The sequence below is a fragment of the Sphingomonas sp. P4_D12 genome, from assembly GCF_056401895.1.
Genome location: NZ_JBFUIL010000002.1, coordinates 381,469 through 396,085, shown reverse-complemented (window position 1 = coordinate 396,085; position 14,617 = coordinate 381,469). Strand labels below are relative to the sequence as shown.

The window sequence follows — 14,617 nt, the reverse complement described above, 5'->3', positions numbered from 1 at the left end:
TGCTCTCTCCATGGGCAGCGGTCAGTCGAAATGTTCGAGATAGCGTGCGAACATCAGGCACACTTCGCGGTTGATGATATCGGCGTCGCGGTCAGGTTCCTCGACGACCATCTCGCTTGCCGAGTAACCGAGCTCGACGATCAGGCGGCAGGCCACCTGCACCCGCCGCTCATCGGTATTGGGATATTGTCGGCGCAGCGTTTCGGCGAACGCGCTCGCAATCATGTCGCGCGAGCGGATGCGCAGATCGTTGAGCAAAGGCACCGCGCGCAACGCGCGACCGATCGCGATGCCGCCGGGGAATTCGCGGTGGACCGCAACCATCCGTTCCTGGATCGCAATGCTCTTGGCCAGCCGTTCCTCGAACGTCGCGCCGGTCAGGCCGCCCTCGGCGACCCAGACGAGCACCTCATCGTCCTGGGCGCGCATCAGGCGGTCGCCAAGCTCCTTCAGCACCGCATATTTGTTGGGGAAATAGCGATAGAGCGCCGGCGGGGTCAGTCCGGCCCGCTGACAGATCAGGTTGGTGGTGAGCTGTTCGAAGCCGATCTCGCGCAGCAATTGCCCGGCGACGTCGAGGATCAGTTCAAACGTGTCCTGGCCACGCGCCTGGATCGGGCGATGCTTGGTCGCGAGTGGGATCGCTCGGCGGCGGCGCTTGCCGCCAGCAGTCTTGGCGGCAGGATCGGAAGGCGAAGATGCTGTGGTCATGCGGCGAGGGAGTGGCTTTTGGCCCGGACAAAGTACAGCAGCATGACAATGACGAGCGATGTCGCGAGGAGGCCGATGCCGAGGATCAGGCTTTGCCGTACATCCGCCTCACCGACGAACAGCGACGCCAGGAACGGGCCGGCGCTGCAGCCGAGCAGCGCCGCACCCGATCCGAACATCGCCGCGCGCCGCGTCGGGTCTGCCTCAATCGCCAGCGGTGTGAAGAAGGGCGAAGCGAACATCCACAGGAAGCCGAACATCGCCGACACGGTCAGGAAAATCGTGACGCCGGGCAGATAGGCGAAGACGACCATCGCCGCGCCCATGCCGAGCAGCGAGACGGCCAAGGTCGGTGCTGTCGGCAGACGTCCGGCCGCGAAGGTGGCGACCAATCCGCCCGCGACCTGCGCGCCGAGCGACAGCGCCATCGCCAGACCCGCAGTACCCGCGGGATGCCCCGACTGCCGCGACAATGGCTCGACATAGATCCACACCGCCAGGATGCCGGCATTGAACGCGAAAGCGGCCGCGAGCGCGACCAGCCCGCGCGTGCTCAGCCGCCCGGTCGGCTCATCAGGATCGACCGGCAGCACCGCCAGGCTGTTGGGCACCACCAGTCCGGCGAGGCCGGTCGCAATCCCGATAGCGGCCAACACCGCGAACCCCACTCCCACGCCCGCAGCTCCTTCGACCAAAGCGCCTAGCACCGCGACGATCACGGCTTGCGCCAGCGTCTGGACGGTCAGGTAGATCGCCGCCCAACGATCGGGTCGCGCCGAGCGCACGATCATCGCGGTCATCAGCCAGATCAGCGCGCCGCTTGGGATGCCGTTGAGGCCGCGGACGAGGACTACGGTCCAGCCATCGACGACGATCGATAATGCGTTGAGCCCGGCCATCGCTAGCCCGCACAGGATCGTCAACAACCGTAGGTTCCTGATGCCGTAGAGCGGTCCGGTCAGTCCCGCCGCCACACCCATCGCCAGCAATTCGGCGGTCCCCGCCTGGCCGAGTTGCGCCGGGCTGATCCGGCCGGATGCTTCGAGCCCACCCAGCAGCAGCGGGCCAACCCCGGCAAACAGGATGCCCGCGACGCCCGCGAACAAGATGGCGCCGATCTGGACCGCGCCGGGGCGCGATCCGATCCAGCCATAGTCGCTCTCGTTCGCGATGACGGTCATCCCCGTCTCCCCTCAGTAATGCGCGCGGAGATAGAGGCCGTAAGTGCGCGGCGGCCCGACGCTGACGACATCGAAGCCCAGGCTCGCGATCGGCGTGATGTCTGAGATGTTGGTCTCTCCGAAGATGTTCTTACCCCACACGCCGATCTCGAGCTTGTCGCGAACGAGCTGCACGCCCAGTCGCCCATCGACATAGACCCTGGCCTGGTCGCTCAGTCGCGGCGTGTTGGCGGTATCGAAGAACACCTTGCTGCGATAGCTCGCGCTGACATTCGCGACGATCGCACCGAACGATACCGGCTGGGTATAATCGACCGCAGTCTGGACACTGATCTTGGGTGCCGACGGCAATGTGTTGCCCGAATAATCGGCGCCGGCCGACACGAAGTTTCGGTAGGTAGCGTTGAGATAGGCCGCGTTCATCGAGATGGTCAGACCGCGCGCCGGCGTCGCCTCGAGTTCGAGTTCGCCGCCATACATGCGCGCGGCGGACGCATTGGTGAACAGCTGGCGTGTGATGAAGCCATCGATCACCGTCGTGTAGACCTGAAGGTTCTGATAATCGTAATAGAAGGCGGCCAGGTTGGCGCGCAAAGTGTGGTGGAGCAATTCGGTCTTTAGGCCGGCCTCATAGGCATTGACGGTCTCGTCCTTGTACGGCCCGATATCGGCGATATTGCCGGTCTGACCGCTGAAGAAACCACCGCTTTTCGTCCCGCGGCTATAGCTCGCATAGGCGTTCACATCGGGCGTGAAGCGATATTGCAGCCCGAATTTGCCCGACACGGAATCGAAGGTCTTCGAGCCATCGAAGGTGAAGAACGGTGTGCCGGTGTTCGTCTCTCCGCTAAAATAGTGGAAATCCTTGTGATCGGCCGAATAGCGCAGGCCCACGGTTGCGGTCAGCCGGCTGGTCAGATCGTAATCGAGCTGGCCGAACGCGGCATAGCTGTCGGTCTTCTGCGCCAGCGGCCAGACGAAACGCCCAATTCCCGATAGGGGGTCGGCGGGCAGGATCGCCAGCACGTCATAAGCCGAATTGTTGGTCAGGTCGTCATGGGCGTAATAAAGCCCGAACACGTAACGCAGCGCCGGCTTGCCGCTCGATTGCAGGCGCAATTCCTGGCTGAACGTGTTCTGCCGCGCGATATAGCTGGCGGTAATCACCGGCAGCGGGTTGGCGTCGGTCTCTTCCTGGTCGTTACGCTTGGCATGCTGATAGCCGGTCACCGCGACAATGTCGGCCGCGCCGAGATTGATGGTCAGCGTGTTGGCGACGGTGAAGAGGTTGACCCGATCCTTCCCCTCGAAGCTGTAATCGCCCTCATAGAGGTTCTTGCTGGCATTGGCGTAGCCGAGCACGTTGGTGCAGTTCGCAGTGCCATAATAAGCCGGCGCGCAAAGGCCGTCGGGGCCAGCAACGTCCGGGCTGACCGGGAACAGGGTGCGGTTATAGGCCCAGATCGACCCGCCGCGAGACTTGCCGATGGTAACGACCAGATCGTCGGTGATCGAACTCGACGGGGTGAAATGGACGCTGCCACGTACCGCCCAGCGATCGGCGTTGTTGCCGCGATTGCCGGTCAGCCGGTTGACCGAATAGCCATCGTCGCGCTGGTAGATGCCGGCGACGCGCACCGAGAGCAGGTCCTTGGCTAGCGGCAGGCTGACTCCGCCCTGGAGGTTGACCGAGTTGAACCGGCCATATTCGGCCAGGAAATCGGCTTCGACATCGTTGCCCGGCTTGCGGCTGGTGACGTTGACCGCGCCACCCGTGGTGTTGCGGCCGTAGAGCGTACCCTGGGGCCCGCGCAGAACCTCGGCCTGTTGCAGGTCGAAGAACGCGAAGCGCTGCGCCAGCGGCGAGCCGACATAAACGCCATCGGCATAGATGCCGACCGCGCTGGCGGTTGCCGGGTTGAAGTCGTTGACGCCGACGCCGCGGATGAAGATGCGCGGATTGGCACCGTTATCGTCCGATTTGATCTGAAGACCCGGAGTTGCATTCGACAAATCGACGAGGTCGAGGATGCGCTTGTTCTCGAGCGTCTTGCCGGTCACCGCACTGACCGCGACCGGCACATCCTGGAGATTTTCGGCGCGCTTCTGTGCCGTGACGATGATGTCGTCGACCCGCGGCGCATTATCGTCGGGAGGCGTGGTTGCCGCCGCCGGAGAATTGCCCGCCGACGCCTCCTGCGCCGATGCCGACCCGGCCCATGCAAGGGCCACCAGCGAAACTCCAACCCCGACTGCTCGACGCATAACCACTCCTTTTCGAGTGAGGATGCCTAACGGTAGCATGAACTATCGTAACTGCAAGACGAATGCCCCAACGGAGGATTTGCTTTGCAATACGTAATGTTACGGATGCTTGTTGAGGGCCGGAGGTAGATCTAATGGGAACGAAATTGCCGCCAACGCACCAGAAAGCTCATGAAATGACGGTTTTGCGACTCGCCTGCGCCGATCTCACGGGCAAACGCGGCGGCCGGCCTCTGCGCCATGCGGCTGGGGACGTCGGATTGGACGCGGAGATGTTGGAAGCGGAGATGTTGGAAAATAGGCGACGGCAGCCTTCGACTCATCGCAAAACTCGGAAACTTTTGAGCTTTTGCGCGTTTTACGCGCGATCACGCAGGTCGGTTCCTTAGCGGCCGCGTCGACGTCCTGAACAGAATCGAGCCGACACCCCGAGGGGCAGCCGACCGCACCACTGAGCGGATGGCGAGCGACAGCGAACGACCTTCCTGAAGGTCGAGTTCCGCGCGCTCCCGCGGGAGGGACGCCGATCCCGGCAGACGGCCCCGCATCACCCCTCCCCTTTTGCGCACGATGGACGCCGCGCGTGGCGCATCGCGCGCAGGAGGAGGTTAGGTATATGGACCGGCAGCGCACACGCGATATCGAGATCGAGCCCGATCCCGTCGATCGGGCATCGAGGAATGGGTTTCCAGCGGACGACGCGCCGACGCGGAAGGGGTTGGGACGCCGCGCCTTCGCGCAGTTTTCCACGCTCGCGCCGGACGATTGGTTGCCGCCCGACGGGCAACTCGACGAACAACTGAACGACCGTGCGGCCAATCACTGGCCGATCGTTGCAATCAAGGCGCTGCTCGCGATCGCGATGGGCGCAGCGGGCCTGGCCATCCCCGTCCCTGCTTTGGGTTCGCTGATCGTGGCCTTCGCTCTCTATTGTTTCGCCGATGGCATCGGATCGGCGGTGCTCGCCAGCCATCACGCGGTGAGCGGCACGCGCTGGGCGTGGCAGGCAGTGGCTGCGGTGGTCGGGTTCCTCGCGGGCGCGGCGGCGGTGATCTATCCCGACATGCCGATTGCCACGTTCCTGCGCCTGCTGACCGCCTGGTCATTGCTGATCGGGCTGGCCAGCGTGCTCGCCGCGGCACGGCTGGAGAACGATCACGGACGCGGCTGGCTGATCGGCAGCGGTGTCGTGCTGTTGTTCGTCGGGATCGTCACTGGTGTGGCGCTGCCATTGGCACCCGATATGGCGTTGCGCTCGATCGCCGCGGGTATTCTGGTCGCGGGCGTGCTGATGAGCGCGTTGGCAGTACAACTCCGCGCGCATCGTCCGGAGCGGACGGCCGTCAACGGCTGAAACGGAACTGCCCGTCGTCGCTATAGCGACGACGGGCAGCGCCCCCCCAACGAACTGGTCGATCAGCGGCAGCCGCAACTGCAGGTGCACCGCACCCTGGGCCGCCACTTCTTCACCGGCGCGCGATAGACCTTGCGGGCGACCGGGCGATACGTCTCGGTGATATATTCAGTGGTGGTGGTCGTGGTCGTCGCGCCCGGGATCACGATCGTCGTCGTGGTGCCTGGCGGGGTGTAATAGGTGCCGGCATAGCCGCCGCGATAAGCAATGGTTGGCGCCGGTACGGGCTGCGGCACGACGCGATAATCCGCGCGTTCCTCGTAATAGCTGCTGTTGCCTCCATAGCCCGGCGCGGCATAGTCTGCGCCGAACGCCGGAGCCGGACCGCCAAAATTCGGCCCGGACGCATAACCATTGCTGTCGTCATAGGCATAGCCGTCGTCATAACGGTCCCAATCGATGTCGTAGGCGCCGTCATAGACCACGCCATAACGGTCGACGAGCAACGCGTCGTTGTAATAGCGGGTCCAATAATAGCCGCCGGGCGGCGTCATCAGCCCGTAGAGCTGCCAGTCACCGATCATGAAATTGGAAGACAGCCAGTAGTTCGGGATGCGCTTGCCGCGCTTGATGCGCGAATAGCCATTCCAGCCACCCGGCGCCTGGACGCCGGCCCACCAATAACCGCCGACGCGATTGCCCCAACGGCTGTGATTGCCGTTCCAGCCGCCGCGCCATTGGCCGCCATTGTTCCAATTCCCCGGATTGCCCGGACGCGGGCGATTGCCGTTCCAGCCACCGGGATTACCGGGGCGCGGGCCATTGCCATTCCAGCCGCCCGGATTGCCCGGACGGGGACCCTGCCATTGGCCGGGATTGGGGCGCGGCATCGGCTGGCCCTGCGGTGCCGGTTGGCCGCCCCTCCAGCCGCCGGCGGGCGCGCCGCCATTGCCGAGTCGCTGGGCGTCGGCGGCACCGCCGCCAAAGGCCAAAGTGGCCGCAACCGCAGCAATCACTAGGGTTCGCATGGTTAACACTCCCTGTTACTCGGCGCGGCCATTAACCAAGCCAGCGCGATCGATCTTGGGAATGAGTACCAAAAACCCCTGTTTTCCGCCAGTTTTTCACCAGCCTTATGTTTGTCCCGATCTGGATCAGGATTCAGTTGTTAACCCTGTCCGTTAACAGTCGGGCGATCTGTTCGATTCCGGCCGCATCTTCTTCGTCGAAGCGTGAGGGTTCGGGACTGTCGAGATCGATCACCGCGACGACGCGATCGCCCGACACGATCGGCACGACCAATTCGGCACGGCTGGCGGCGTCGCAGGCGATATGGCCGGGGAAAGCATGGACGTCGGCGACAAGCTGGGTATCTCGCGTCGCCGCCGCCGCGCCGCACACGCCCTTGCCGAACGGAATGCGGATGCACGCCGCTTTGCCCTGGAACGGTCCGAGCACGAGTTCGTCACCGACATTGCGGTAGAAGCCCGCCCAATTGAGGTCAGGTAGATATTGCCACAGCAAAGAGGCGACGTTGGCCATGTTGGCGACCGCATCGGGCTCGCCGGCGGTGACGGCGTCACAGGCGGCAAGCAGGTCGCGGTAGAGGTCGGACTTGGATCCGGCGGCGATGTCGAAGGCGTACATGAAGCACCATGTAGCGATCGTGTGGCGCCAACGGGAGGGGTGGAATGGTCGCCGTCCGCTTAGCCGGACTTCTTCCTGGTTTGCTTGGTCCCGCCAGCATGCCGCGCGGGATATTTCTCCAGCGCCCGCTGCCACGATACGCTATCGGTCAGCCGCGACTGGACGATGCGGAGTTTTTCCCAGCCGGGGAGCTGATGGAGCAGCCGCCGCGTGGTGTCGACCAGCGCCGGCGGGATCGTCGGGCTGAACGTGATGCGGCTGACCGCGGCGCGATCGAGCGGGATGTGGATCACCTCATCCTCGTCGCCGCCGACCGCGATCGCGCGGAATTCGGCTTCGTCGCGGAAACCGGCGCGCTTCATGAACGGCAGGCGGTGAATGTCGCTGGCGTCGATCGTCGCGATATCGGCGATGCGGACATAGTCGACCGGGCCGATCAGGCAATTGGCGCGGCCGTCGAACATCGCGCAGAACCGCGCCTTGTCGAAATGGACACTCATTCCCGCCGATCCGCCGGCGAATACTTGCCAGTGATGGAAGGTTTCGGGCGCTTCGGTCAGGCAGACCGCGCCGACGAAGCCATGGCCGAGATGTTCCTGATAAACCGCCATCGCCTTGCGGTCATTGGCGTCGACCCAGGCCGAGGGGCTGACGAGCGTGATTCGCTCGTTCATCAGCATGTCGATCACCACCGGCAGGCTGGTGTAACGGCGCAGGCTTGGCGTGGGCTTGGCCACAGCTATCTCCTCAATCGATGCGGACCCTGCCGCGCCCGGCTTTTACTGTGCTGCGACCCTTTTTCTCGTCGACACGCCGCGCCTTGGCAGCGCGGGATGGTTTGGTCTTGACGCGTTTGGCCTGGCGAACGTGCGCGGCGCGGACCAGTTCGGCCAGCCGCTCGCGCGCATCCTGGCGGTTCGCCTCCTGCGTGCGGAAACGGCGTGCGGTGACCAGCAGCTCACCCCCGGCCGTCATTCGGCTGCCGGCCAGTTCCTTGAGCCGCTCATAGGCATAAGGCTGAAGGCCGAGCGCGAAGACATTGACGCGAAGCTGGACCGCGGTCGCCACCTTGTTGACGTTCTGCCCGCCAGGACCGGTCGCGGCGAGGAAACGCTCTTCGACGATGGCTGTATCGATACGGTCGACCCAGCCGTCGCCGTCACTCATGACCGAAGCCCGCCGCGACGAACCGTTCGGGGATCGGCGCGACCGCTTCGATCGCCGGCTTGCCGTCACGCGGGATAATCAGTTCGGCGGCATGGAGCAGCATGCCTAGCGTATCGGCGCGGCCATAGACCGGATCCCCCACCACAGGGAGGCCCACTCCCTCGAGCGCATGGACGCGAATTTGATGGGTCCGCCCGGTCGCCGGACGGAATTCGACCAGCGCCCGTCCGCCTTCGGTTCGCAGCACGCGCCAGGCGGTGCGCGCAGCCTTGCCCTTGGGCGAACCGGTCATCCGCCAGCCCTCTTCGCGCGTCGAGACTTTGATAAGCGGCAGGTCGATCACGCCCTCACTTTCCGCCGGTATGCCCTCAAGCACGGCGAGATAGCGTTTCTCGACGCGGTTCGCCTCGAACGCCTGTTGCAGCCGGGCATGGGCCTTGGGATTGCGTGAGAGCAGCAGGCAACCCGACGTATCCTGGTCGAGCCGGTGGACTGCCATCGGCCAGCGCTGAAATCCGAAGGTCAAGCTGTCGAGATGGTTTTCCAGACTAATCCCGCCGCGGCGCGGCGGATCGACCGGCAAGCCCGCAGGCTTGTCGATTACCATCGCCTCACCGTCGAGGAACAACACCTTATCCGCCAGCATGGCGCACCCCTTGCCACTCAAGCCGCCCGCGTGCCAGTGGTTGCGCGCTTTGTTTCCCCCCACGGAGCATATTGATGCCGTTGCGCTGGTTGCTGGTTGCCCTGTTCCTGTTCGCTCCCGCCGCCGCTCTCGCGCTGACCCCGGTCACCTTGTGCAATGGCCAGACTATCGACCCGCTGCCGGACGGGCGGATGCTCGGGCATATTCCCTATCCGGAAGGCAATCCGGCCGACATGGTGGCGATGCCGGGCAATTTCGGGGCGGGGCGGCCGTGCCAACTCCATCACGACGCCGCGGTGGCGATGACCGCGTTGCTCGCCGCCGCCGATCAGGTGCCGGAGGTGAAAGGCAAATTGCGCGGCATATCCTGTTTCCGCACGATCGAACGCCAGCGTCAGATCTTCTGTGGCCAGATCGGGCCCGGCAAAAGGTGCAAGGATGCCGCGGAGCGCGCCAAAAGCTCAGGCCCTCCGGGCTATAGCGAGCATGCCACAGGTTACGCGCTCGATTTCGCGATCCGCCCGCTGACGCGCGGCTGCGGCGATGTCAGCGACTGCATCGCCAACACGCCGCCGGGCAAATGGCTGTTGCAGCATGCGACCGAGTTCGGGTTCGAATTGTCGTTTCCGCCGGGCAATGCGCAAGGCGTGACGTGGGAGCCGTGGCACTGGCGCTGGGTGGGTATCAACGCGACCGTTCCGGGGGCGGCGACGGCGCGCACTTTGTTCGCCACGGCGCGGACGCGCTTTCCGGCATCGCCGGGCATCGCGGATTTATCGCCCGAATGGCAGAGAGCGATCCAGCCATCGCCTGCCCCGACCGCCGCACCGACACCGACGCCGACCTGGCCAAAATAGACCTGATCGAAGGGAGTTAGTCCCTCGTTCGGGACTGGTGGCGGTGATTACGTGATGCTAGGCCGCGCGCCCGCAATCGAAAGGTGAGATCGGTGGCAAGTCGCGTTCGCACAGCATTGATCATGGCCGCTTTCGCCGCAGCAAGCCCTTCGGCCGCGCAGGACGTCAGCAGAGTCATCCCGCCATCGGGCGTGATCGGCGTGCAAGACGCGATGTTGTCGCCCGATTACTGGATCGCGCGGGCCGCTTCTCCTAATGCGCTGTTGATGACGCCAAGCGAGATCGAGGCGCGCAATCGGCAGGGCTTTGCGATCGACTCCAACCTGGTCGACCTTGCGCGGATCGGACCGACGATTTCGCGAGAGCGCGTGCTCGGCTGGCTCAAGTCGATCGCCAGTCCCCTCACCACGCCGCCGGTCGATGCCAATGGCAAGCCGATCGATCGCGAGACGCTGGCAGGCGCCATCGCCAATGAGGACGCCGACACGATCCCCGCGAGCCAGCCGGCGCGCTACGGCTTGGCAGTGCGTCGCGCCCAACTGAGGATCTATCCCACCGAGTTGCATGCTTTCCCTTCGATCGATTCGCTCGATTTCGAGAGCTTCCAGGCCGGTATCCTATTCCCCGGCGATGCCGTCGTCGTTCTGCACCGCAGCCGCGATCGACGCTGGCTCCTCGTCCAGACCTGGCAGGGTCCGGCCTGGGTGCGCGACGAGGACATCGCCACGGGCCCGGCCGCAGAGGTGCTCGGCTATCACGGCGCGGGCCCGTTCCGCATCGTCACCGCCAGCAAGGTGCGGACAGTGTTCACACCCGAAGCGCCGGCAGTATCCGAATTGCAACTCGACATGGGCGCCAACGCGCCGCTCGCGCAGGTCCCACCCGACCAGCCGGTCAATGGCGAGGGACCTTCGCAGTCATGGCCAATCAAACTGCCAACGCGGGCGGAGGACGGGACGCTGCGTTTCGTCCCGGCGCTATTGCCGAAGTCGGAAGGCAGTGCGGCCGCCTACCTACCGCTGACCCGGGCAAACATCATCCGCCAAGCGTTCAAGTTCCTCGGTGAGCGATACGGCTGGGGCCATATGTACAATGCGCGCGATTGCAGCGGCTTTACCAGCGACGTCTATCGCAGCATGGGTGTGATTCTGCCGCCCAATTCGGGCGCGCAGGGAACGAGCCCGGCCATTCGTCATCAGGTCTTCACCGCCGCCGATAGCAAAGCGGCGCGGTTGAAAGCGGTGATGGCGGCGGACGTAGGTGACCTGCTGGTGGTGCCGGGGCATGTCATGATGTTCCTGGGGAAGATCGGCGGTCAGCCCTATATGATCCAGGACGTGCCCTATGCGATTTTCCGCGACAACGCGGGAAAGCTGCGCAAGACCAAGCTCAACCAGGTGTCGGTGACGCCGCTCTTGCCGCTGCTCTACGACGACAATCGTAGCTATGTCGATGCAATGACCAGCCTGGTCCACGTCACCGCGCGCTAGCGCTAATTTGTCGTCAGATCCTGGCTGGCGAGGCGTCGGCGGGATCGAGGATCACGCGGACCGCGGGCAACACGCGGCGGCGACAGCGGCGGTTGATCGCGGCCAGGCAATCCTCGAGCGTATCGTAGAGCACCGCGTGGCGGATCGTCCCCGAGCGCGCGATCTGTTGCCATGCCCAAGTGACGCGCACGCATCCGCCGGCCAGCACGGCCTGAGCGGGGAATACTTCATAGTGGGCGCGGTCACGCTTCATGCCTTGACCAACAGCGGGCGTGAACAAGCGTTCCATCGGTCACCATTTGTTAGCTACGATTCGGGCGAACGCGCCCGTGGGAGGCGTCAGGCGGCCCTCCTCTCACCGAAATCGTGGCGTTGACCGCCGCTATCCCGGCTTGCGGAAACGCAGGATGAACTGGTCGGTCTTGCCGCGGATCGAGGGATCGAAAACGTTCTGAGACCGGGAATCCTCGGGGTTCCTAAGGACATCGGCTCCGCCGTCAGCAACGAATCCCGCCTTAGTCACTTCGCTTTTGACTAACGCCTCGTCGATCCGATGCATCTTGGCCATACCCGCGTCATCGAGTCCCGCGGCTCCCGCGTGATCGAGGATGATATAATGGCCGCCAGGCTTGAGCGCATCGAAGACCGCCTTGTTCAACGCCGCCGCTCCGGAAGCGCCCAGCCAGATGTGAACGTCGTGATAGTTCTGCGACGTCCACACCAGATCCGCCTTTTTGGGCAGGTCAAAGGAATCAGCGGTAGCGACGAGTTCGTGAACGTTGCCACGGCCGGGCTCGCCCGACACCGGCGGCGGGAGAGGACGACCCTTGGCCCTCTCGAGATACACTTGCGGCGTCACGGCATAGACGGTGCCGCGCGGACCCACGCCAAGGCTGAACAGGCGTGTGAAATATCCCCTGCCTGGAAGGAAATCGACGACCGTCTGGCCTGGCCGAACCTTCGCGAAGGCAAGCATGTCGGCCGGCTTGCGCTCCGGATCGCGCGCCTTATCGGTGTCGGGACGGCCGGCGTCGGTCAGGATGGCGGTCCAGGAAGCCGGCGCGGCAACCGCATAGGACACAAGCGGCGCGGTCAGGCTGGCCGCTGCCAGCAGCGTACCCAGTCGCGGACTGATGGGGAATTTCACGGCAAATCCTTTCATCGAAGTTCGCCGATCAACAGGCTCCCTCGAGGCGCCCGGCGCTCGCCTGTTTCGATGAACGCGCGACACGCTTCGACCGGCGACGCTGCCGCACCTTCTATGGTGGCCGGCGCAACGCTATGATCCGCCATGCCCGAGGAATATGCTGCGGACTCGCCCGACGACCCCGCCCTTTCGCCACGCGTTGCCTTATTGTCGATGGTCGGCTTTTGGGCGTTCTATTGCGCCATCGTCACGCTCAGGTCCGCGGTCATCGGACAGGGCGTTCAGCCGGACGTTCTCGTCCGGCGCCTCGCCCTCATGCTGTTCAGCATCGGCCTCACCTATCTTGTCTACCTTGTCTTGCGCAGGATTCCGACGAGCTCGCTCAAGCGCGGCATGATTGCCGCCGGATTGCTCGCGGTGCCTGCGGCGTTGACCTATTCGGCTGCGAGTTGGTTCGTGTTCGATGTCGTGGGACAGACCGAAGCGGCGGCCACCAGCAGCGCCAACGCCCCTACTTCCGCCACACACCAGGCCAAGCCGCCAGGCGGAATGATGGTGCAGGTGGGCGGTACCCACGCTGACGACGCCAATATGGCGATCGTCAAGATGATCGGCGACAGCGCGGTCAACAGTTATTTCTTCTTCGCCGGATGGGCCGCGCTCTATCTGGCGCTTTGCTACGCCGCCGAGGTCGGCGCGCTGGAACGAAAGAACGCCGCGTTTCGCGCCGCCGCGCAGGCGGCCGAGCTTCGGGCGCTGCGCTATCAGGTCAATCCGCATTTTCTGTTCAACACACTCAACTCGCTGTCATCTTTGGTCATGGTCGGCCGGCAAGCCGCCGCCGAACGTATGATCATCAATCTGTCGAGCTTCTTCCGAGCCAGTCTGGTCGGCGATCCGAGCGAGGACGTGCGGCTAGCAGAAGAGATCCGGCTGCAACAACTCTATCTCGATATCGAGCAGATCCGGTTTCCCGATCGCCTGCGACTGGATATCGAATTGCCCGATGATCTGCGCGACGCGCTCGTGCCCGGATTGATCCTGCAACCGCTGATCGAGAATGCCGTGAAATATGGCGTGTCGCGATCGCGGCGCCCCGTCACGATCACTATCCGCGCCGCAAGCGACCGCGATCGCCTCCTGTTGACCGTTGAGGACGATGGCGAGCCTGGATCGACCGGCGCTCCGCCTGACCCGAGCACCGGCCTCGGTCTGCGCAACGTCGCCGATCGCATTGCCGCCCGGTTCGACGGCGACGGTTCTTGCCGCGTCCACCCGCTCGCTCCGGGCGGATTCCGCGTGGAATTGACGATGCCGCTGACCTTCGATGAGGACTGAGCCCGTGTTGCGGACGCTGATCGTCGATGACGAACCGCTCGCGATCGAACGCATGGTCGTGCTCTGCTCGAATATCCCGAGCCTGACGCTGGTCGGCACTGCCTCCGACGGTGAAATAGCATTGCGACTGGCGAAGGCGCTGTCGCCCGACCTCGTGCTCCTCGACATCGCCATGCCGGCAGTGGACGGCATGGACGTGGCCAAAGCCCTGTGCACCGGAGAGCATGTCCCCGCCATCGTCTTTTGCACGGCGTTCGACGGATTTGCCCTGGCGGCGTTTGATGTCGCCGCGGTCGACTATCTGCTCAAGCCGGTGACGCCCGAGGGGCTCGTCCGGGCGGTGGCACGCGCACGTGAGAAGATCGGCGCACCCGAAAACCGCGTTCCGGATCCATCACCGCAGTCGGAATGGATCGAAGAATTCTGGGTGCCGTACCGATCGGAGATGGTGCGCATCGCTGCGATCGATATCGATCGGATCGACGCGATGCGCGACTATATGTCCTTGCAGATCGGGTCGCGCAATTTCCTACTCCACCAAACGCTCGGCACGCTCGAACGCCGGTTGGACCCGGCCAGGTTCATCCGGGTCCACCGGTCGACGATCGTCAGGCGAGACTTCATCGCCAAGCTTCGCCACGACGGGCTGGGGATTTGGTACGCGATTCTCGTCGATGGAACCGACGTCCGGATAGGCCGCTCCTACCTCACCGCCGTAAAGGCCTTGGCAGGCCGCTGAGCCATGCTTTGCCGGCGACCACAAAGGGCCCGCCGACGGGCGATCGGCAGTGCTGATCCTCGGCGGCCGGACGGC

The 14,617-nt window shown here is 64.3% G+C and carries 15 protein-coding genes; 5 read left to right on the top strand and 10 right to left on the bottom strand.

What is annotated here, in order from left to right; genetic code table 11:
* Positions 1-21 precede the first annotated feature (21 nt).
* Genes AC1DSD_RS04400 through AC1DSD_RS04390 form a run of 3 tightly spaced genes read right to left on the bottom strand, consistent with a single transcriptional unit; the run spans position 22 to position 4,124 of the window.
* The gene (locus AC1DSD_RS04400; RefSeq protein ID WP_478028718.1) at positions 22-711 is read right to left on the bottom strand and encodes a TetR/AcrR family transcriptional regulator; all 690 of its coding nucleotides are present in this window, start codon (positions 709-711) and stop codon (positions 22-24) included.
* A complete protein-coding gene (locus AC1DSD_RS04395) occupies positions 708-1,892 on the bottom strand; it encodes an MFS transporter (RefSeq protein WP_478028717.1) in 1,185 nt (394 codons plus the stop codon). Before AC1DSD_RS04395 ends, AC1DSD_RS04400 begins: the two co-directional genes overlap by 4 nt.
* Before the next feature lie 12 nt (positions 1,893-1,904).
* Positions 1,905-4,124, bottom strand: a complete 2,220-nt coding sequence (locus AC1DSD_RS04390; RefSeq protein WP_478028716.1) for a TonB-dependent receptor — start codon at positions 4,122-4,124, stop codon at positions 1,905-1,907.
* A gap of 649 nt (positions 4,125-4,773) precedes the next feature.
* Between AC1DSD_RS04390 and AC1DSD_RS04385 the strand changes: the two genes are divergently transcribed.
* On the top strand, positions 4,774-5,511 hold the full coding sequence (locus AC1DSD_RS04385; protein ID WP_478028715.1) for an HdeD family acid-resistance protein: 738 nt from the start codon (positions 4,774-4,776) through the stop codon (positions 5,509-5,511).
* Positions 5,512-5,573: 62 nt separating this feature from the next.
* Here the strand turns inward: AC1DSD_RS04385 and AC1DSD_RS04380 are convergent, their stop codons facing one another.
* The 5 genes from AC1DSD_RS04380 to AC1DSD_RS04360 all read right to left on the bottom strand — a co-directional run bounded on the left by AC1DSD_RS04380 (position 5,574) and on the right by AC1DSD_RS04360 (position 8,971).
* Positions 5,574-6,539 carry an RcnB family protein gene (locus AC1DSD_RS04380; RefSeq protein WP_478028714.1) on the bottom strand — a complete coding sequence of 322 codons (966 nt, stop codon included), beginning with the start codon at positions 6,537-6,539 and terminating at the stop codon, positions 5,574-5,576.
* Positions 6,540-6,672: 133 nt separating this feature from the next.
* A complete protein-coding gene (locus AC1DSD_RS04375; protein ID WP_478028713.1) occupies positions 6,673-7,158 on the bottom strand; it encodes a GAF domain-containing protein in 486 nt (161 codons plus the stop codon).
* A gap of 59 nt (positions 7,159-7,217) precedes the next feature.
* Positions 7,218-7,895 (bottom strand): hypothetical protein, encoded by a 678-nt coding sequence (locus AC1DSD_RS04370; protein ID WP_478028712.1) that lies wholly within the window; start codon positions 7,893-7,895, stop codon positions 7,218-7,220.
* A gap of 10 nt (positions 7,896-7,905) precedes the next feature.
* Positions 7,906-8,325, bottom strand: coding sequence for an alternative ribosome rescue aminoacyl-tRNA hydrolase ArfB (gene arfB / locus AC1DSD_RS04365; protein ID WP_066816232.1), 420 nt, complete (start codon positions 8,323-8,325; stop codon positions 7,906-7,908).
* Positions 8,318-8,971, bottom strand: a complete 654-nt coding sequence (locus AC1DSD_RS04360; RefSeq protein WP_478028711.1) for an RluA family pseudouridine synthase — start codon at positions 8,969-8,971, stop codon at positions 8,318-8,320. The genes arfB and AC1DSD_RS04360 overlap by 8 nt, the downstream gene beginning before the upstream one ends.
* Before the next feature lie 74 nt (positions 8,972-9,045).
* Between AC1DSD_RS04360 and AC1DSD_RS04355 the strand changes: the two genes are divergently transcribed.
* Both AC1DSD_RS04355 and AC1DSD_RS04350 read left to right on the top strand, forming a co-directional pair.
* Complete coding sequence (locus AC1DSD_RS04355; protein WP_478028710.1) at positions 9,046-9,828, top strand: M15 family metallopeptidase; 783 nt, start codon at positions 9,046-9,048, stop codon at positions 9,826-9,828.
* Positions 9,829-9,920: 92 nt separating this feature from the next.
* A complete protein-coding gene (locus AC1DSD_RS04350; RefSeq protein ID WP_478028709.1) occupies positions 9,921-11,318 on the top strand; it encodes an SH3 domain-containing protein in 1,398 nt (465 codons plus the stop codon).
* A gap of 13 nt (positions 11,319-11,331) precedes the next feature.
* Here AC1DSD_RS04350 and AC1DSD_RS04345 read toward each other — a convergent pair whose 3' ends face one another.
* Complete coding sequence (locus AC1DSD_RS04345) at positions 11,332-11,571, bottom strand: hypothetical protein (RefSeq protein ID WP_478028708.1); 240 nt, start codon at positions 11,569-11,571, stop codon at positions 11,332-11,334.
* A 129-nt stretch (positions 11,572-11,700) separates the two neighbouring features.
* On the bottom strand, positions 11,701-12,465 hold the full coding sequence (locus AC1DSD_RS04340) for a class I SAM-dependent methyltransferase (protein WP_478028707.1): 765 nt from the start codon (positions 12,463-12,465) through the stop codon (positions 11,701-11,703).
* Positions 12,466-12,609: 144 nt separating this feature from the next.
* Between AC1DSD_RS04340 and AC1DSD_RS04335 the strand changes: the two genes are divergently transcribed.
* Positions 12,610-13,803 (top strand): sensor histidine kinase, encoded by a 1,194-nt coding sequence (locus AC1DSD_RS04335; protein ID WP_478028706.1) that lies wholly within the window; start codon positions 12,610-12,612, stop codon positions 13,801-13,803.
* Complete coding sequence (locus AC1DSD_RS04330) at positions 13,793-14,542, top strand: LytR/AlgR family response regulator transcription factor (RefSeq protein ID WP_478028705.1); 750 nt, start codon at positions 13,793-13,795, stop codon at positions 14,540-14,542. Before AC1DSD_RS04335 ends, AC1DSD_RS04330 begins: the two co-directional genes overlap by 11 nt.
* Positions 14,543-14,617: the final 75 nt, after the last annotated feature.

Excerpts from the sequence above, each read along its gene's own strand:
- AC1DSD_RS04380 (WP_478028714.1), bottom strand. The coding sequence starts at position 6,539 with ATGCGAACCCTAGTGATTGCTGCGGTTGCGGCCACTTTGGCCTTTGGC.
- AC1DSD_RS04395 (WP_478028717.1), bottom strand. The coding sequence starts at position 1,892 with ATGACCGTCATCGCGAACGAGAGCGACTATGGCTGGATCGGATCGCGC.
- AC1DSD_RS04360 (WP_478028711.1), bottom strand. The coding sequence starts at position 8,971 with ATGCTGGCGGATAAGGTGTTGTTCCTCGACGGTGAGGCGATGGTAATC.
- AC1DSD_RS04385 (WP_478028715.1), top strand. The coding sequence starts at position 4,774 with ATGGACCGGCAGCGCACACGCGATATCGAGATCGAGCCCGATCCCGTC.
- AC1DSD_RS04375 (WP_478028713.1), bottom strand. The coding sequence starts at position 7,158 with ATGTACGCCTTCGACATCGCCGCCGGATCCAAGTCCGACCTCTACCGC.
- arfB (WP_066816232.1), bottom strand. The coding sequence starts at position 8,325 with ATGAGTGACGGCGACGGCTGGGTCGACCGTATCGATACAGCCATCGTC.
- AC1DSD_RS04335 (WP_478028706.1), top strand. The coding sequence starts at position 12,610 with ATGCCCGAGGAATATGCTGCGGACTCGCCCGACGACCCCGCCCTTTCG.
- AC1DSD_RS04345 (WP_478028708.1), bottom strand. The coding sequence starts at position 11,571 with ATGAAGCGTGACCGCGCCCACTATGAAGTATTCCCCGCTCAGGCCGTG.
- AC1DSD_RS04330 (WP_478028705.1), top strand. The coding sequence starts at position 13,793 with ATGAGGACTGAGCCCGTGTTGCGGACGCTGATCGTCGATGACGAACCG.
- AC1DSD_RS04400 (WP_478028718.1), bottom strand. The coding sequence starts at position 711 with ATGACCACAGCATCTTCGCCTTCCGATCCTGCCGCCAAGACTGCTGGC.
- AC1DSD_RS04355 (WP_478028710.1), top strand. The coding sequence starts at position 9,046 with ATGCCGTTGCGCTGGTTGCTGGTTGCCCTGTTCCTGTTCGCTCCCGCC.